The following is an 18,978-nucleotide window of genomic DNA, read 5'->3' as shown; positions in this document are numbered from 1 at the left end:
TTGCGGCTTTTTGTATATTTGTAACATGCAAAGCACAGCAACGGAATTATTCAAAGATTCCCAATCCTACATCTATAACTGGACATTTCAATGGATTAAACAACTTGGTCTTGATAATCAGGGAAGCCACTTTGTTAACTCGATCCTTTTACTCTTACTGGTTATCCTGTTTTTGATCGTCATTGACTATTTCACCAAAAGAACGTTACTCCTGTTAACAATCAAAGCCATCAGGCGAAGCACAAATCGCTTTGATGATCTATTGATCCGCAATAAAACCCTGAAACTTATTGCTCATTTTGTTCCGATATTAGTGGCACAATATATCATGCCCATTATCTTCATGGGTTTTCCAACCTGGAAAGAAAATAGCAATAAAGTACTTGACATAGCAACGACCGTAGTCAGTTTACTGATTATTCATTCGCTTCTGAAAAGTTTACGGGACATGCTGCGCATGAAAAAATCTTTTGCCGACAAGCCCCTGGAAAGTTATTTACAGGTCTGCCAGATTATCCTATTATTTATCGGTTGGACGATCTGCTTTTCGATATTGACAGGAAAATCCCCTTGGTCCTTCTTATTATCCTTAGGTGCCGCGTCAGCAATCTTGATGTTGGTATTCAAAGACACGATATTGGGATTTGTTGCCAGTATACAAGTTTCGGCCAATGACTCCATCCGTGTAGGCGATTGGATAGAAATGCCTAAATATGGCGCCGATGGAACTGTCAAAGAGATTAACCTCAATAATGTGAAAGTACAGAACTTTGATAAGACCATTACGACGATACCAACGCATACGCTCTTATCGGATTCTTTCAAAAATTACAGGGGCATGCAGCAATCGGGCGGGCGGCGCTTAAAGCGGGCCATAAATATCAAAATTTCCACGATCCGTTTTTTGGAAAATGAAGAAATTGAAAGGCTCAAAAATATACAGATTCTGCGGCCTTATATCGAGGAGCGTGCCAAGACAATTGACCAATTCAACACGGAACAGCAGATAGATCAATCAAGTCCCATAAACGGTCGCAAAATGACCAATTTAGGGATGTTCAGAGCTTATACACTCACCTATCTACGTCAAAATCCCAATATTCACAAGACCATGCCCTTGATGGTACGTCAGCTTGCATCAACCGAACACGGTGTTCCGGTCGAACTTTATTTCTTTGTAAATGATATCCGCTGGGAATATTACGAAGGAATTGTTTCAGATATATTCGACCACTTATTTGCTGCAACAAAATACTTCGACCTGGAGATCTTTGAAAATCCGGCATCAGATGATTTCCGGCAGGTTATCCGACAAAAAAAACATCATGACTTCGCAGACCAACAGCAATAAAAGCGAACTGAAAGTTCTGTCTGACCAATATCATCAGACACTCTAAAAAAAACGCTACGAAACTAACATTCATATATCAGGTTAACTACCCAACAAAGCTTGTGGCTGTAAACCGTATAAAGAGTACAAACAGATCATAGTAGTAGGATTTAAATTTTGGCAACATCATTTAAAGTGAAAGGTCTAAAAACAGTGAAAGGTAATCTGGGGAGATTACCTTCACTTTAAAAACAAACTAAATTTTCAGACGTGTTTCACAACAGATCTACACATTAACCCTAACTCTTTATGAATCAAAAATTACTCTACACAAATATAGGATGGTTATGTTAAGTGCATCTTAAGCTATCTTTAAACTTAAAACAACTCTACAACCGGTTATTTATCTCACCTCAATAGTCTTCGTTGCCAGGTGTACTCTATTGAAAAGATCAACAGCCTGAACCTCAATCTGATATTTACCAGCTTTTAATTTGGGCAAATTAGCCGTCCACAGATGACTGGATTTTTCAGGGTTTGAAGGTCTACGCGTATTCTTTAATTCAGTTGCTGTATCGTAGTTAGCCAAAGAATTTAGAAACGCTGGATCGTTTTCATTGACAAAATCCATTTCCTTCCATTCGCCCTGATTGATTCTATACCTTACCTTGTCACCTTCCCTTCCAATAAAAAAATTAGCGTATATCGGATATCTCTTTGTGTATTTTTCTGGAACGACCGAAGCTCCATATAAATCGATCTGATACGTTGCCGGCTTACCGACAACCTTATAATCAAAACTGTATTGGTTGCCCTCGATTTTTAAAATGGCATAGCCTTTTGGTGTACCGTCCCGCATCGTAGAAACAGGAATTCCTTTTTCATTCAACTCGCCCGAATACCAGTCGCCCGATGTTGTACCTACATTATATTCGTGATGTGGCTTTTCTTGCTTCCACCCGTCCTTTTGTCCATAAAAATATTGGCGCTGAAAGTGTGTATGCGCGGACAAAGACAAGGTATGCTTAAATGGAGCCAAAATATCGAACAGACGTTGTCTATCTTCATTACGAAAGACATCCGAGTTTTGATGATATAAAGGAATATGAAATGCCAATACAATCAATTTATCTTTAGCTACGTTTTTTAAGTCATTTTCCACAAAATCAAGCTGATCTTTACGGAATCCACCCAAATAACCTTTTCCTGTCCGTGGATTCGGATAAATGATATTATCAAGAATGATAAAATGTGTATTCCCATAGTTGAACGCAAAGTTATTGGGACCAAAAGTCTGCTCGAACGATTCATCGGAGAGGCTATCCTCTTTGGCATCATAGTTCATATCGTGGTTTCCCATCACATTATACCACGGCAGCCCCATCGTTGAAATTACCGATTTATACTTTGGCTGTAGTAAAAGATCGTCTCCCACTAAGTCACCTAAGCTGATACCGAATTTCGCAATTGTCTTATCCGAAATCTCATTGATCACACCATTTTTGAAATAGGCTAGTTCTTCCTCCGTATAGGCTTGTGGATCACCAAAGACAAAAGCTGAAAAGTTAGGATCTTCATCTTGTTGGTACAATGCAAAATTTACAGCAGCCGGTATTTTTCCTGTAGCAGCAACAGCCGGGTATTTTGAAGCTGGACTACCGTTTAACTTATGGATATAATAAAATTTTGGATGGTTATATTCATCCAAAGGCAAAGCGTAGCCTGAAGGTTTAACCACGAAAATGATGTTGTCATTTCCAACAGGCAACTGATAATTACCATCTTTATCGGTTGTCGTCACCTCACGCCCGTTACTAACAGCAACGGAGGCAACGCCTCTTTCGTTTTTATCCAATTTTCCGTTTTTGTTTACGTCAAGATAAACTTTTCCTTTCGCAAAATCTTGGGCCTGCACCGCGTTTACGAATGCCCAGGAAATTGCTAATGCCAAAAATGCTTTCATATGAAATTTTGTTTTGGCGCTAAAGTATTCGATTCACGTTAAGGGAATATAAAGAGAACATCAAGAATTTATCAAAAAACAGAAAGAACGATTTACCATCAATGTAGTAATTAACCCATATTTAAAGTATACCGACAGGGATATCGCACATCCTTCCTATGGTTTCATCCAAATGAGCCCCCTTCAGGTCCCTATTAACTCCCTATTCCCTCCTATTAGTATGTATATGTTGTTCGCTGATAAATCCATCTTCTTACCCTTGCTCCCAGACGAATATTGGGCACAAAAAAAGAGAAACCAATTGCTTGATTTCTCTCTTTACCCTTAGGGTTTATTTCTTAACTATCGGGCTTGCGCGGTAGCCAACATACGGTTGACTTCATCGATCATTGATTTTGCTGCGTCGTGCATACGCGGGTTGCCTGCAAAATCTGCATCTAAAGTAATATGCTTGGACTTATCTTTATAGTTGAACTCTAAATAAAAACGGGGAACTTTAGAATGTGTTGAATCCTGCTGCCATTCAGGACCAGTCATATCGGTATCCAAGTTCCAAAAGCCGAGCTCCATTGCTTTGCGGTGCAGGTACAACAAATCGTCTTTTGTAAATTTTACAGTATCGGTAATTAAAGAATCTTTTTTGTCTAAATACTTATAGATGCGTGTTTTTGAATTGTATTCGTTGACCATGTGATTCGGTTCGCCGTATTTGAATTCAATGGATTCAAAATCAGCAAAACGAAAAGGGGCATTTTTGATCATGTTACTATAGTAATAAACACAATACATCAAAAACGGCACAATAATACAAAGGCCCAAAAAAATCTTCTTACTCTTTATTGTCATTTCTATAAAATTTTGACAAAAATAAGGATTTATATAGGGTATAAAAGTTTATATCAAGATATGACATAAAACCTACATGAAATTCACGCATTTAGATATTCGGAGAGCCCGCGTCAACAAAGGTCTTAGCATACCAGCTGTCGGAAAGATCAGAGATGATAACACCTTTCCGTGTCGAAACATGAACAAACTTATTATTATGCAGGTATACACCTACATGATCTATACCATTTCGTCCGAAAGAAAAAAACACCAGATCTCCTTCTTCAAGTTTATCGACCTTTTTTCTTTTTACTATTCCTTCCATGTCACGTGAGGTACGCGGCAAATTCCCTTTGTATACTTCAATATAGAGCAAATTAACAAATCCCGAGCAATCTACCCCAGATTTGGTCTGTCCACCCATACGATGCGGTATGCCCATCCAATCGTCAATAAATGAATAAAGGTGTGGATTTAGTTTTTTTGTACTCACATTGAGTAAGTCTGCATAATTGTCAAGTCGGGATCCGGAAAAGGTTTTTCCGCGCGCTGAGCTCGCATCTGTCAAAACCGCGCCATTGGAAGAATGTGTGTTGGAGCTAAGTACCTTTTTCTTCGTTGAACAACTGCTCAAAAATAGAACTGCACCTAAAAAGAAGATAAAATAAGATCTGACACTCATGCTGTTCGATTTACGTTCTTGCTTAACAAACTCACTTGCCTAACAAACTTAATTAAATTGCTGTTTATATCCAATAAATTTGCCCACTGCTAAAAAACAATTTACTCCTAGGACCACTGCTATAAAGCCGTCCCCGCAACATGTTACGACGAACAGCAATGTTTCCAGTCAATGAATTCCACCTGTTGGATGCATTTACTCCTTACTGTAAAGCTTGTCGCCGAAGATTGCTTTTCTTGATAAGAACGTCAGATAAGAAAAAGAATTGTTCAGAAATCGTAACTTTGACGCCTAATTTATTTGAGAATGGAAAAATTAAAAGGTGCATTAGCTGTCTTTTTAGGTGCGAGTAGTTTTGGGATACTATCAACGTTTGTTAAAAAAGCCTATGGTAAAGGGTTGACTTTAGGAGAGGTAACGGGAATTCAGGTATTGTTTGGCATGCTTATCCTGTGGCTTATCTATATTGTCATCAAACTCTTTTCTGCAAAGTCATTTCACTCTTCAAGCAAGAAATCTTCATGGATCAAGATATTAATCAGTGGTACCTCTACCGGTTTGGTGAGTATCCTCTATTACAAATGTGTGCAGCTTGTTCCGGCTTCGTTGGCCATTGTGCTGTTGATGCAGTATATCTGGATCGGTGTCCTGATTGAATTTATCTTTTTCAAGGCAAAACCTTCAAAAAACAACTTGATTGGCATCGGCATTGTACTCATTGCAACATTATTAGCGACTGGACTTATTGAAAAAGGCTTACAACACCTCAACTTAACAGGTGTCTTATTTGGTCTTTTAGCGGCGACCGCCTATTCGGTCTTCATGATCGTGAATGGCCGTGTCGGCAATGATTATCACCCCATTCAAAAAAGTGCTATTATGGTAACGGGGGCCTGTATCATGGTCTTTACCTTATTTCCGCCTGCTTATTTATTGAATGGTCAATTTGATGGTAACTTTCTCTATTTCGGTTTGATCCTTTCTCTATTTGGCACAGTCATCCCGCCTTTACTATTTGCCTACGGCTTACCTAAAACGGGCTTTTCCTTAGGGGGAATATTGAGTTCGGCGGAGTTACCAGTAGCCACCTGTATGTCATTTTTTATACTTCATGAAAGTGTATCCACGATACAATGGCTCGGGGTACTTATGATCTTGGGTACCGTCATCTGGTTGAACGCAGCAAAGAGCAGTGCTCATTAGGGGGCAATCAATAGGAAAATTAGGAAATCCCTTTAACGAAAAAAGGCAATCTTACTAGAGAAGATTGCCTTTTTTGTATGTTATAAATCTTAATATGATATCCTTAAAAAAATTAATGTGTCAGTGTCTCCGGAATTTCTTCTACCTCCACTTCACAGGAATCCGTTACGTCCATAAATTTAACCGGCACAACCTCATTCACCAATAATGGATCGTATAAGGTCCGTACTTTAACATAGTTTTTAGAAAAACCATGCATATATCCATCTTTTTCATCGGCCTCAAACAAGACATCACCAGTCTCGCCAAGCTGTGACTCATAAAAAGCACGGCGCTTCTTCTCCGAAAGGATATGCAACATTTTGCTACGGTCACTACGTTGAGCTCCCGGCACAGCACCGTCCATTTGAGCTGCAATCGTATTCTCTCTTTCTGAATAGGTAAAGACATGCAGATAAGAAATATCCAAATCATTCAAGAAATTGTACGTGTCGATAAAGTCTTCACGTGTTTCTCCCGGAAATCCGACAATAACGTCAACACCAATACAGCAATTAGGCATCAATGACTTGATAAATGCGACGCGCTCTGTGTAAAGTTCTCTTTTGTACCTTCTGCGCATTAAACCCAGAATTTTATTGCTTCCAGACTGCAGTGGCATATGGAAATGTGGAACAAAACGTTTTGATTGTGCCACAAACTCAATAATATCGTTGGAAAGAAGATTAGGTTCTATCGAAGAAATCCGAATCCTGTCGATACCTTCGACTTCATCCAAAGCCTTTACCAAATCCAAGAATCGATCTTCACGCTTACCATCCCGAATACCAAAATCACCAATATTAACTCCCGTTAACACAATTTCTTTTACGCCTGAAGCTGCAATTTCTTCCGCTTGACGCACAATATCTTCGATCTTACCCGAGCGGCTTCCGCCACGTGCCAGAGGAATCGTACAAAATGTACATGAATAATCGCACCCGTCCTGTACTTTTAGGAAGGTACGCGTACGATCGCCAATCGAATAAGCCGAGACAAATTGATTGGTCTCATCGATTGGACCATTATAAACGATCGTTTTCTCCTGTTTCGTCAAATCATTGATATGCTCAATAATATTAAACTTTTCAGCTGCACCTAAGACCATATCCACTCCGGGAATCTCTGCTATCTCTTTTGGTTTTAGCTGCGCATAACAGCCAACAATCGTAATATAGGCGTTGGGAGAGTGCTTTAATGCTTCCTTCACTACTTTTCTACACTTCTTGTCAGCATTATCCGTTACCGAACATGTATTGATTACATAAACGTCTGCACGGCTATTGAACGCTGTGGTATCATAGCCCGCATCTTTAAATAAACGACCAATGGATGATGTCTCCGAATAATTCAGTTTACATCCAAGTGTATAAAAAGCTACTTTTTTATTCTCCATAATATTTTGCAAAATTACATTTTTTTTCAGTAACCGCTCTTATCATTTTAAGTTTTGACTTTCTCGTTATAAGGATTTTCCTTAGTTTTGACTATCTTGAAAGGCTGAATGCACCGGCGGCTTATTACAGGCAAACGAAATTAGTCCGGACATGATGTATTCAAATATTCCCCGATTGAGAATCAGACACATAAAATAGCGCTATTCGTCCCTATCCAGTTCGATTATAGCATTGATATTTAGTATTTAATAATTACTTTTTTACAGATGAAACAATATTTAGATTTACTCAGACATGTATATACGAATGGTGTTGTAAAGACAGATCGTACTGGCACAGGTACCAAAAGTGTCTTTGGATATCAGATGCGTTTCAACCTTCAGGAAGGTTTCCCTTTGGTAACGACAAAGAAATTACACCTGCGATCCATTATTCATGAGCTGATCTGGTTCCTTAAAGGTGAAACCAATATTCAGTATCTCAAAGAAAATGGCGTAAGCATTTGGGACGAGTGGGCTGACGAACAAGGAAATTTAGGGCCTGTATACGGATCACAATGGCGCTCCTGGCCAACACCTGATGGCCGCCATATCGACCAGATCACACAGGTGATCAACCAGCTGAAAAATTCACCGGATTCACGCCGCATTATAGTATCGGCATGGAATGTTGCCGAAATAGAGCATATGGCACTCCCTCCTTGCCATGCTTTTTTCCAATTTTATGTGGCGCCAGCACAGCCCGAAAAAGGCATCATGAAACCACAATTGTCCTGTCAACTGTATCAACGTAGTGCGGATATATTCCTTGGCGTACCTTTCAACATTGCCTCTTATGCTTTGTTAACGATGATGGTCGCACAGGTTTGCGACATGGAAGCCGCAGAGTTTATCCATACCCTGGGCGATGCACATATCTACAGTAACCACTTCGAGCAAACGGAGCTCCAATTGAGCCGCGAGCCAAAAGCGCTACCGCAGATGAAAATAAACCCTGAAGTAAACGATATCTTTGAGTTCAAGTTTGAAGATTTTGAATTGTTAAACTACGAATCACATCCACATATCAAAGCTCCGGTTGCCGTTTAACAATGAAGGCACCTAATTTTGTAACAACATTATTTTAGCGGACGAATAATCACATTATATCAAAAATGAGCAACCCAACGATCACATTAATCGTAGCTGCGTCGGAAAACAATGCCATCGGAATCGACAACCAGATGCCTTGGCATTTACCCAACGACTTTAAATATTTTAAGAAAAATACCATTGCGCATTCTGTCCTAATGGGCAGAAAGACTTTTGAGGCCATAGGCAAAGCTTTACCGGACAGAAGGAATATTGTCATCACGCGTAATGCGAATTTCCAAGGAGAAGATATTGATGTAGCCAATAGTATTCAAGAGGCACTTTTATATTGCCGAGATGAACGCGAAGTGTTTATCATTGGTGGCGCAAACATTTATCAGCAAGCGCTACCCTTGGCAAACAAAGTGCTTTTGACACGGGTACATACAACCCTAAAAGGAGATGCTTTCTTCCCTGAATTACCTTCCGAAGAATGGGAATTAATTTCCTCAGATTCGCATCAGGCAGATGAGAAACATGCATTTGCTTATACCTTTGAAGTTTATTCGAGAAAATAATCCCATGTTTACGAATATCAAAACGCAATATCATGGGGCAAAAAGCTCCATGATCTTATTGACATTAAATTTCAGTTTTTTTCTACTGGGTACCTCGACCCAAGCTCTCGCACAATTTCGCCCGCCTACCACAATACGAACTCCTGGCGGGAACGTTACTTTTCCAGGGTTGTATACCCCTCCACTCTATTCTTTCAATAGCGAACCGATAAGCAGTAGGTATAAATTTTATATTGTTTTGAAAAATGACAGCACTGTTGTTGCAAAAACAAAAATAAAATTGAGAACCGCAACAGCACCAAGTGAAATATCCTGGCGGGAAAAAGGCAAGAAATATACAGTAACACCCGATCAGACGAAAGAAATCTATCGGATAGATTATTGGAACAAGAAAATAAAAGGCATTCCACAGGACAGCTGCTGGTTATTTTTGGTCGACACTGTCAGTTATGAAAAGCGAATCCGCCGCTATAGCATGACCGCTGATATCAATCAGCCTGCCATATCGCATTTCAAGATGGAAAAGGCGAAGGAAATTTTACCACTGAAAAAAGAAACCTTGGAGCCTTATGTAGAGGGAAATGAAAAAGCAAAAAAACTCCTGTCAAAAAACAAATTGTTAAAAGCTATAGAAGAGCTTAATCTACAGAACTAAACAAGCGCAACACTTTGATCTAAAGCACATGCATAAATACCTCATCTTAATTTTCACTCTATTCATGTCAGACGCATACGCTCAGCAGACAGATACTGTTTACCTGGAAAAATTACTTCAAAGTCATCCTGATCTATTTCAAAACATATTAAGTCATCCGACGAAAAATGAAGTGCAGATTCTTTATACGCAAATTGATCGTGACAAATCCAATAGGCCACATTTCAGGTCCTATAGCTATCGACTGAATCCGAACTGGTATTTTTATCCCGCAAGTACCGTGAAGTTGCCGACAGCAATTCTGGCCTTAGAAAAAATCAACGACCTCCATCTAGCCGGTTTAACCAAAGATACTCCCCTCCGTATTGATTCTGCATTTGAAAAGCAGACTAAGGTTCTTGTGGACGAGTCGGCAGCCAATGGTCTTCCCTCTGTTGCACAATACGTAAAAAAAATACTGTTGACCAGCGACAATGATGCACAAAATAGACTGTTTGAATTTATTGGCCGTGCTGAACTGAATGCAAAACTAAAAAAATACGGCACCAAATACAGCCGTATCGTCAACCGTCTTGCCATTGGCGACAAAGGAATATGGGCCAAACATACCAATCCCATTACCTTTTACAATGGAAAAGATGTCATCTACCAACAAGCGGCCCAATTCGACCCAAAAGACTATCCCCTAGAGCTGGCCAATACACTTCAGGGAAAAGGTTACATGAACGATAAAGATGAACTTATTCATGAGCCATGGAGTTTTGAGGGGCTTAATGTCTACGCACTCGAAGATCAACAGTTCATATTGAAGAAATTACTATTTCCGGAAGCATTTCAGCCTAAAGAACGATTTAATCTAAAAAAGGAGGATTATGCCCTACTCTATGACTACATGTCGCGCTATCCCTTTGAATCAGATTTCCCGAAATATGATCCGACTGAATTCTGGCCAACGTATAGCAAGCTCCTTTTTTATGGCCGTGAAAAAAATGCGACCTTAAATCCCAACATCCGGATCTTCAACAAGTATGGAGATTCTTATGGCTATAATATTGATAATGCTTATATCGTCGACTTTGAGCATGGGGTAGAATTTATGCTCGCCGTTGTTGTGCAGTCCAATGAAAATGGCATCTACAACGATGGACGCTATGAATACGACACAGTAACCTACCCCTTTTTAAAGAATATCGGGCAGGTAATTTATCAGGAGGAATTGAAAAGGGTTAAAAAGTTTAAACCCGATCTATCCAAATTTGATTTCAGAAAATAAAACACAAAAAACGGCTTTCATAGATTGAAAGCCGTTTTTTTATCGCTATTGCGGCATATTTTTATCCGCTTTGGCCAGAAGGCTGCTTGCTTCACGGCATTTCTGAAATAGAACTATTTCGATTGTAAGGCTGTTTCGATCAACTCACCGTAAAAATCCCCCTCCTTCATTCCAAAAGCCCGTACCTGCTGCGGAATAAAGCTTTGTGGAGTTTGCCCGGGAATGGTATTGATTTCGATAAAATAAAATTTATCGGTATCGTTTTCCAAAAAGAAGTCTACCCGAACCATACCTTTACAGTTCAATCTCACATAGATTTCTCTTAAAATACGCGCAGCACGCTCCTGCTGTTCGATCGTCAGGTCCGCCGGCGTAATCTCCTCAGTTAATCCAGGTACATACTTGGCTTCATAATCAAAAAATTCGCGTGTAGTTCGAACTTCTGTGGCAGGCAAAACAACAAGCTCGCCTTTTGAATTCCGAAAAATTCCCTCGGAAAATTCGCGTCCAGTCACAAATTCTTCAACAATAACCTGTTTTCCTGTATTTTCCGCATCAAAAGCTTTGTCAATCGCTTCCTGCAGTTGTGCCGATTCCTTTACTTTGGTCATTCCGATACTACTTCCTCCGGCATTAGGTTTCACAAAATAAGGGAGTGAAAGATTACTTTCGACGATTTTGAGTGCCTCCGAGCGTTGCGATTCAAACAGTAGGACCGATTTTGCCAAATGCAACTCGGGAATATCCGATAAGATCGCTTTTGTATACCCTTTATTCATGGTTAATGCAGATGTCAAAGCATCACATGACGTATAAGGAATATCCAATAAATCAAAATAGCTCTGAAGTCTTCCATCTTCTCCAGGCACACCATGCACCATAATAAAAGCTAAGTCAAAAGTCAAGATATCCCCATGCAATGAAAGGGTAAAATCAGCTTTTGAAATCGGATGACGCTTACCGTCTAAATCTTCATAGTACCATGCTTCTTTGGTCACTGTAATCAAATATATATCGTATTTGTCGTGATCAAGTTGAGAATTGACGAAGGCAGAACTTTTAAAAGAAACTTCAGCTTCTCCTGTATAACCTCCAGTTATTAATGCTATTTTTGCTTTCATAAATTTTAGCGATTCGAATAGCAAATATAATTTGCTATACACGGAAAAACGAATAATTTTGTGAGGAATAATTTTATTTAATCATTCTGCAAACTTGGCTTTAATATTGCGGTTCTATGCAGAATTAATTTTTATCAAACAGAGAAATGTCCAAAGTCGTACAATATCTTCAGACCCCCACTTTTAGGAAAAATCTTATTGCCGCTGTTATCGCGATAGTATGTCTATTCCTTTTCGTTTATATTGGACTGAAAATATATACCAAACATGATGAATCTATCGCCGTTCCTAAAGTGAAAGGCCTTCATATCAGTGCTGCCATCCAAGCTTTGGAGGACGCCGGGCTGGAATATCAAATTGACTCCGTTTATCAGATGGATGCCAAGCCTGGCATGGTCATAGAGCAGGATCCCGAACAAGGATTTCATGTAAAGTCGGGTCGGACTATTTATTTGACCATTATCACACAGGTTGCACCTGAAGTTGCTTTTCCGAATATAAAAGATAAAACATTGATTGAAGCAACAGCCATCTTGAAAAACCATAACCTTCGAATCGGTGACACTTCTTATGTCGCAGACATCGCCAGGGATATCGTATTGGATGCTCAATTTGCTGAACAATCTATCCGCAACGGACGCATGATTCCTAAAGGTTCACGTATAGATCTAGTTTTGGGAAATGGACTGGGAGCAAATGAAGTGGAGATACCTAATTTAGTTGGGCTTCCATTAAACGAAGCAAAGTTCGCCTTGTCCGGAGCTGGCTTAGGTCTAGGTACTGTAACCTACGATCCAAGCGTAACGGATACAGCCACTGCAGTAATCAGTGTACAATCACCAGGAATAGAAAAGGGCCTGACCAGTTTAGGGGCTAAAATTGACGTAACACTCTCACTCACGGCACCAACAGCAACGACAGGTGCTCCAGCTGGAGGTACGACAACACCTAAACCACAGGCAAACCAAACACAGGTGACTCCGCCAGCGGCAAAACCTCCGGTTCAGTCAAAGCCTGCTGCTCAAGCAAAAAGTAACACAACAAATAGCCCTGCAGCTAAACCGACAACGACAAATCCTGCAGCAGGGCAAAAAAAGGAAAAGGAAAATAAAGGGAATAGTTTAGGCTTTTAAGTTTATTGACTCAAAAATGAAGCTGCGTCGAATGATCGCCATCATAATGGATTAAAGTTCTTGGCAGACACAGGATATAAAATATAAAGATGGGAAACGCTATAATACGCGAGATTTCATCAACCATTGACCGCTAAAGGCTATATAACGGCTATAAATAGCGAACAACAGATGAATAAAAAATTTTAGAATGGAAAATAAAAAAAGAATACCAAGTTGGTTAAAAATCATTGCGTTAATCGTTATCGTTGTTGGAGGTTATTTTGCCTGGACATTTTATAGAGCATTTTATGCTTCGAATGTATCGGGAGAGAAAAAGTACCTGTATATACACGAGGGTGAAAAATATGAGGATGTATTGAAATCAATCAAGGATTCAAATCTAGTGGATGATATCGCTTCCTTTGAGCGTGCTGCACAATATAAAAAATATGAGCAAAGTATAAAACCCGGACGTTATCTGTTAACCCCAGGGATGAACAATAGACGCTTAGTTGGCAATTTAATTGGCGGTTACCAAGAACCAGTAAAATTCAGGTTTTCCAATGTAAGACTGAAAGAAAATATGGCCGCACTCCTTGGAAAAAGTTTTGAGGCAGATTCTGCTCAATTTATTGCTGTATTGAATGATGAGGCTACCGCACAGAAGTATGGATTTACGAAAGAAAATCTGATTTCTATGTTCATCCCTAATACATACGAAATTTATTGGAACACCAATCCGGAAAAAGTAATTGCTCGTTTTGATGATGAATGGAAAAAGTTTTGGAATGCGGATCGTACGGCAAAAGCAAAAGCGCTTAATCTGACACCACAACAGGTGAGCACATTGGCATCGATTGTGAAAGGTGAAGCCTTGCACCAGGATGAAATGCCCATGATAGCCGGCTTATATTTAAATCGTCTCAAAAAAGGTATGTTATTGCAAGCAGATCCTACGGTGATCTTTGCTAATAATGACTTTACCATTAGAAGGGTATTGAATAAGCACCTCAGAACAGACAATCCTTACAATACTTACATCTATAGAGGATTGCCTCCAGGCCCTATATCAATTCCAAGTATCGCTGCAATTGATGCGGTCTTAAACTTTAAGCAACATGATTATATTTACATGTGTGCCAAAGATGATTTTTCGGGTTACCATAATTTTGCAAAAACAGAGGCTGAGCATTTGATCAATGCACGTAAATTCCAACAGGCTCTGGACGCTAGAAATATTAAAAAATAATGTTTGTATTTGACCATCAGATTCGCGTCCGCTACGCAGAAACAGACCAAATGGGCTATGTCTATTATGGAAACTATGCTGCGTTTTATGAAATAGCGAGAACTGAAATGCTGCGGAGCACGGGGATATCGTATAAGGAGCTGGAAGAAATGGGTGTCATGCTCCCCGTTACGGAGATGAAGACCAAATATCTGAAACCAGGCAAATACGATGACTTGATCACGATACGGGTAACAATCCGCAAGAAACCTGCCGTACGTATCATTTTCGAATATGAGCTTTTCAATGAAAGTGGGGAACTACTCAACCAGGGAGAGACAACCTTGGTCTTTGTCAATATGGAGAAAAATAGACCTTGTATGCCGCCACAGGTTTTCCTGGATAAGATGAGTAAATATTTTAATTGATATGGGGAAAATCCACCAATGGCTATTAAATTTTGAACCTTATTTTAGATTAATCGAATGGAGTAAACGTGTCGTACTACCTGGCTTTGGCTCACTACCACTTTATACTGTGGCGGTATTTTTCTTTCAGGAGCTTTCCAGAGATTCCATCGTCAGCAAGGCTTCTTCCCTTTCCTATAGCTTTCTATTGGCCATTTTTCCAGGAATCATTTTTCTATTTACATTAATCCCTTATATTCCGATTAATAATTTTCAGGAACAGTTGTTGGATTTCCTTGCGGTAGTAATTCCTAAAAATGCATTTCTCGTTGTTGAAACGACATTGGAGGATATTATCAAAAACCAAAATGGTGGATTGCTGTCTTTTGGTTTTGTGTTCGCGGCCTATTTTGCGACCAATGGCATGGCCTCCCTCATGAATGCCTTCAATAAGGCTTCCCTGATGACGGAGAGAAGACCTTGGATCAGAAAACGACTGCTTGCCTTAGCCTTGGCTTTTCTGATTATTTTTGCTTTAACAGCGGGGATGACGATATTTACCATAGCTGGCATTACGATAGACTACCTCAAGGAAACGACAGGTATTAAATCCAGCTTCTGGGCTATTCTACTTAAAGTAGCCCGATGGTTGATCATATTTGCTATTTACTTTTTCACCGTAAGTTGTATTTACAAATTTGGTCCCTCCAACTCCAATAAATGGAAACTCTTCAGTCCAGGAGCTTCTATGGCTACCATTTTAGCGATATTGACGTTTTCGATATTTACCTTTTATATTAATCATTTTGGTGCATATAACAAACTGTATGGATCCATTGGGACATTGATCGTCATTATGCTATGGATTTACCTGAATACGCTTATTTTATTATTGGGATATGAGCTTAATGCGGCAATAGCGCTGTCCAAACAAACCATTGTTATTGCCAAGCCACGCATTTTCAACTCTTTTAAGCGAGAAGACTAAGTCGTCTTCAGCCACTTAAAATCTATTTTATCGGAAAAGGATTTCCGCAAATAAAGTCGAGAATTAGCAATAGTACAATTCAAATACCATCCCCTACGGGGCTGGCATGTAAAAAGTCCCCTATAACTGAAAGTCTTTCAATAAAATAAGAAAAATAAAATTTTGCATTTAAAGTTTTTTTGTACCTTTGCAACTCCTACAAAGTAGGAAAAAGGAGAAAATTAATTAATGGCAAAAAAACAAGAAGCAGAAAAAGAATTAGCAGCGAAAAACGCAGAGCTACAAGGTGCTGACACTAAAGTAGTGAAAGACACTGAAAAAATTGAATCAGAAGCTGATTCAAACTTAATCGACGAAATCAAATCAAACACTTGGATCACACCAGAAGGTGAATTTGACTGGGATGCAAATGATAAAGGTTTCGGAAATTATAGCGATGCTGAACGCGCTAAACTTGAAGCACAATACGCAGATACTTTCAACCAAGTTAACCAAGGTGAAATTATTGAAGGTACTGTAGTTTCTATCAACAACAAAGACGTAGTCTTAAATGTTGGTTTCAAATCTGACGGTTTAGTTTCTTTATCAGAATTCCGTGACTTACCAGAATTAAAAGTTGGTGACAAAGTTGACGTATTCGTTGAATCTCAAGAAGATGCTAACGGTCAATTAGTACTTTCTCGCAAACGTGCTAAAACTCAAAAATCTTGGGAAGCTATCAATGAGGCATTGGAAAATGATGCAATCATTACTGGTTTCGTTAAGAGCCGTACTAAAGGTGGTCTTATCGTTGATATCAAAGGTGTTGAAGCATTCTTACCTGGATCTCAAATCGATATCAAACCTATCCGTGACTACGATGTATACGTAGGTAAAACAATGGAATTCAAAGTTGTGAAAATCAACCACGAATTCAAAAACGTTGTCGTATCACACAAAGTATTAATTGAAAACGACTTAGAAAACCAAAAATCTGAAATCGTTGCTAAATTAGAAAAAGGTCAAGTATTAGAAGGAACAGTTAAAAATATCACTGACTTCGGTGTGTTCATCGACTTAGGTGGTGTTGACGGTTTATTGCATATCACAGATATCTCTTGGGGTCGTATCGAGCATCCAAAAGAAGTTTTATCGCTAGATCAAACAATCAACGTTGTTGTATTAGACTTTGATGATGAGAAAAAACGTATCGCTTTAGGCTTGAAACAATTATCTGAGCATCCTTGGGAATCTTTAGATACTGCATTAGAAGTTGGTTCTAAAGTTAAAGGTAAAATCGTAACAGTTGCTGATTACGGTGCTTTCTTAGAAATCATCCCTGGTGTTGAAGGTTTGATCCACGTTTCTGAAATGTCTTGGTCACAAAACTTACGTTCTCCACAAGAGTTCTTGAAAGTTGGTGATGAGATCGAAGCGCAAATCTTAACCTTAGATCGCGATGAGCGTAAAATGAGCTTAGGTATCAAACAATTGACTCCAGATCCTTGGAAAAACATCACTGAGCGTTACCCTGTAGGTTCTAAACAAACAGCTGTTGTTAAAAACATGACTAACTTCGGTGTATTTGTTGAGTTAGAAGAAGGTATCGACGGTTTGATCCACATCTCTGATTTATCTTGGTCTAAAAAAATCAACCACCCTAACGAATTCACTAAAGTTGGTGAAACATTAGACGTAGTTGTTTTAGAATTAGATGAAGAAAATCGTAAATTATCTTTAGGTCACAAACAATTGGAAGAAAACCCTTGGGATACTTTCGAAACGATCTTTACTGAAGGTTCTATCCACGAAGGTACTGTGATCAAAGTTGGTGACAAAGGTGATATCGTAGCTTTACAATACGGTGTTGAAGGTTTCTGTCCTTCTAAACACTCTGTTAAAGAAGACGGTTCTTCATTGAAAGTTGATGAAGTTACTTCATTCAAAATCATCGAGTTCAACAAAGAGAACAAACGTTTGGTAATTTCTCACTCTCGTATCTGGGAAGAAGAGAAAGAAGAAGCTCGCAAAGAAGAGTCTAACAACCGTAAAAAAGACGCTAAAGCTGAGTCTTCAGCTGTGAAAAAAGTAAAAGATTCTGTTGAAAAATCTACTTTAGGCGACTTAGACGTATTAGCTCAATTGAAAGAGCAAATGGAAAATGATAAAAACGCTAAGTAATTAGCAATTTCAATCCATAAAAAGCGGCTGTTCCAAAAGGACAGCCGCTTTGTTTTTATAGGGATGCTTTTGTAATTTTGTAACAATAAACGTTATTGTTATGTCATTCAAATCAGCCTTAATTAACCCCACAGAACTTCAGGAATCACTGGGACAGCATACAGACATTGTCCTCCTCGATTGCACCATCGACAAAGTTGGTCAATCCATCAAGGATACCAAGTTCGAAGTACTTCCCCATTCTCAATTTTTTGACATCGAAGGGAAACTTTCGGATGCTACTTCCAAATTACCGCATACCCTCGTTTCTGCAGCGGTATTCGAAAGGGAAATGCAAAGTTTGGGAATAAATCAGGATAGTACGGTCGTATTATATGACAGATGGGGCGTTTATTCAAGCCCAAGGGCCTGGTGGATGTTTAAAGTGATGGGATTTGAACAGGTCTATATTTTAAATGGTGGTGTTCCCGCTTGGAAAAACAGCAATCTGCCAGTCGTAGACCAGTATACAACCGCTGCAAAAGCCGGCAACTTTAAAGCGCAATTTCAAGCAAATCTGTATGCCGATAAAGAGTACGTCTTAACCCACTATCGGGATGCTCAAGTGAATATTTTTGACGCCAGAAGTAAAGGTCGATTCAGCGGCTTAGTAGCTGAACCCCGGAAAGGCCTTCATGGTGGGCATATCCCCCATTCCAAAAACCTACCCTTCGAAGAATTATTTGATGGAATCGTTTATAAACCCGTTGATGAATTGAAACAGCAATTTGATCATTTTAACGCGACCGGAAATGAATACATTTTCTCCTGTGGATCGGGAATCACGGCCTCAATCTTAGCATTTGCCGCTCACCTTGCCGGGCACGAGCAAATCCGTGTATACGATGGCTCCTGGTCAGAATGGGGACGTGAAGAGCTCAATCTTCCCGTCGAAAAATAGC

At 39.4% G+C, this 18,978-nt stretch carries 17 protein-coding genes; 12 read left to right on the top strand and 5 right to left on the bottom strand.

The genetic code is table 11. The features are described from left to right. The first annotated feature begins 25 nt into the window (after positions 1 to 25). Positions 26 to 1,351: a mechanosensitive ion channel family protein gene (locus ACLCDV_RS05425; protein WP_411973076.1), complete on the top strand. Its 1,326-nt coding sequence runs from the start codon at positions 26 to 28 to the stop codon at positions 1,349 to 1,351. A gap of 382 nt (positions 1,352 to 1,733) precedes the next feature. Here the strand turns inward: ACLCDV_RS05425 and ACLCDV_RS05420 are convergent, their stop codons facing one another. The 3 genes from ACLCDV_RS05420 to ACLCDV_RS05410 form a co-directional block, all read right to left on the bottom strand. Then, positions 1,734 to 3,293, bottom strand: coding sequence for a calcineurin-like phosphoesterase C-terminal domain-containing protein (locus ACLCDV_RS05420; RefSeq protein ID WP_411973075.1), 1,560 nt, complete (start codon positions 3,291 to 3,293; stop codon positions 1,734 to 1,736). 342 nt (positions 3,294 to 3,635) lie between these two features. Continuing rightward, the gene (locus tag ACLCDV_RS05415; protein ID WP_317668178.1) at positions 3,636 to 4,055 is read right to left on the bottom strand and encodes a hypothetical protein; all 420 of its coding nucleotides are present in this window, start codon (positions 4,053 to 4,055) and stop codon (positions 3,636 to 3,638) included. A 175-nt stretch (positions 4,056 to 4,230) separates the two neighbouring features. Then, positions 4,231 to 4,803 carry a C40 family peptidase gene (locus ACLCDV_RS05410; protein WP_075991311.1) on the bottom strand — a complete coding sequence of 191 codons (573 nt, stop codon included), beginning with the start codon at positions 4,801 to 4,803 and terminating at the stop codon, positions 4,231 to 4,233. A 306-nt stretch (positions 4,804 to 5,109) separates the two neighbouring features. On the opposite strand from ACLCDV_RS05410, the gene ACLCDV_RS05405 reads away from it, so the two are divergent. Further along, on the top strand, positions 5,110 to 6,006 hold the full coding sequence (locus ACLCDV_RS05405; RefSeq protein WP_411973074.1) for an EamA family transporter: 897 nt from the start codon (positions 5,110 to 5,112) through the stop codon (positions 6,004 to 6,006). A 112-nt stretch (positions 6,007 to 6,118) separates the two neighbouring features. Here the strand turns inward: ACLCDV_RS05405 and mtaB are convergent, their stop codons facing one another. Beyond that, the gene (gene mtaB / locus ACLCDV_RS05400; RefSeq protein WP_333576635.1) at positions 6,119 to 7,441 is read right to left on the bottom strand and encodes a tRNA (N(6)-L-threonylcarbamoyladenosine(37)-C(2))-methylthiotransferase MtaB; all 1,323 of its coding nucleotides are present in this window, start codon (positions 7,439 to 7,441) and stop codon (positions 6,119 to 6,121) included. Between the two features lie 267 nt (positions 7,442 to 7,708). On the opposite strand from mtaB, the gene ACLCDV_RS05395 reads away from it, so the two are divergent. From ACLCDV_RS05395 to ACLCDV_RS05380, 4 genes are all read left to right on the top strand, one after another. Beyond that, entirely contained in the window at positions 7,709 to 8,530 is an 822-nt protein-coding gene (locus tag ACLCDV_RS05395; RefSeq protein ID WP_317668181.1) for a thymidylate synthase, read from the top strand. Between the two features lie 65 nt (positions 8,531 to 8,595). After that, complete coding sequence (locus tag ACLCDV_RS05390; protein WP_205399454.1) at positions 8,596 to 9,090, top strand: dihydrofolate reductase; 495 nt, start codon at positions 8,596 to 8,598, stop codon at positions 9,088 to 9,090. A gap of 4 nt (positions 9,091 to 9,094) precedes the next feature. Further along, positions 9,095 to 9,745: a hypothetical protein gene (locus ACLCDV_RS05385; RefSeq protein ID WP_333576636.1), complete on the top strand. Its 651-nt coding sequence runs from the start codon at positions 9,095 to 9,097 to the stop codon at positions 9,743 to 9,745. A 64-nt stretch (positions 9,746 to 9,809) separates the two neighbouring features. After that, positions 9,810 to 11,018: a serine hydrolase gene (locus ACLCDV_RS05380; protein WP_333576637.1), complete on the top strand. Its 1,209-nt coding sequence runs from the start codon at positions 9,810 to 9,812 to the stop codon at positions 11,016 to 11,018. A 113-nt stretch (positions 11,019 to 11,131) separates the two neighbouring features. Here the strand turns inward: ACLCDV_RS05380 and ACLCDV_RS05375 are convergent, their stop codons facing one another. Next, positions 11,132 to 12,139 (bottom strand): D-alanine--D-alanine ligase, encoded by a 1,008-nt coding sequence (locus ACLCDV_RS05375; RefSeq protein WP_411973073.1) that lies wholly within the window; start codon positions 12,137 to 12,139, stop codon positions 11,132 to 11,134. Positions 12,140 to 12,285: 146 nt separating this feature from the next. Here ACLCDV_RS05375 and ACLCDV_RS05370 point away from each other — a divergent pair, with 146 nt between their 5' ends. From ACLCDV_RS05370 to ACLCDV_RS05345, 6 genes are all read left to right on the top strand, one after another. Then, positions 12,286 to 13,272, top strand: coding sequence for a PASTA domain-containing protein (locus ACLCDV_RS05370; protein WP_411973072.1), 987 nt, complete (start codon positions 12,286 to 12,288; stop codon positions 13,270 to 13,272). A 190-nt stretch (positions 13,273 to 13,462) separates the two neighbouring features. Further along, positions 13,463 to 14,503 (top strand): endolytic transglycosylase MltG, encoded by a 1,041-nt coding sequence (gene mltG / locus ACLCDV_RS05365; protein ID WP_411973071.1) that lies wholly within the window; start codon positions 13,463 to 13,465, stop codon positions 14,501 to 14,503. Continuing rightward, positions 14,503 to 14,910, top strand: a complete 408-nt coding sequence (locus ACLCDV_RS05360; RefSeq protein WP_317668187.1) for a thioesterase family protein — start codon at positions 14,503 to 14,505, stop codon at positions 14,908 to 14,910. Before mltG ends, ACLCDV_RS05360 begins: the two co-directional genes overlap by 1 nt. 1 nt (position 14,911) lies before the next feature. Then, positions 14,912 to 15,877: a YihY/virulence factor BrkB family protein gene (locus tag ACLCDV_RS05355; protein ID WP_088160434.1), complete on the top strand. Its 966-nt coding sequence runs from the start codon at positions 14,912 to 14,914 to the stop codon at positions 15,875 to 15,877. Between the two features lie 228 nt (positions 15,878 to 16,105). After that, entirely contained in the window at positions 16,106 to 18,037 is a 1,932-nt protein-coding gene (gene rpsA, locus ACLCDV_RS05350) for a 30S ribosomal protein S1 (RefSeq protein ID WP_075991301.1), read from the top strand. Between the two features lie 100 nt (positions 18,038 to 18,137). Beyond that, positions 18,138 to 18,977, top strand: a complete 840-nt coding sequence (locus ACLCDV_RS05345; RefSeq protein ID WP_333576642.1) for a sulfurtransferase — start codon at positions 18,138 to 18,140, stop codon at positions 18,975 to 18,977. Position 18,978 lies beyond the last annotated feature (1 nt).

This window comes from Sphingobacterium sp. Lzh-3, assembly GCF_046764375.1.
Classification (GTDB): domain Bacteria; phylum Bacteroidota; class Bacteroidia; order Sphingobacteriales; family Sphingobacteriaceae; genus Sphingobacterium.
The sequence above is the reverse complement of the archived record's forward strand: the minus strand, read 5'-3'. Positions and strand labels throughout refer to the sequence as shown.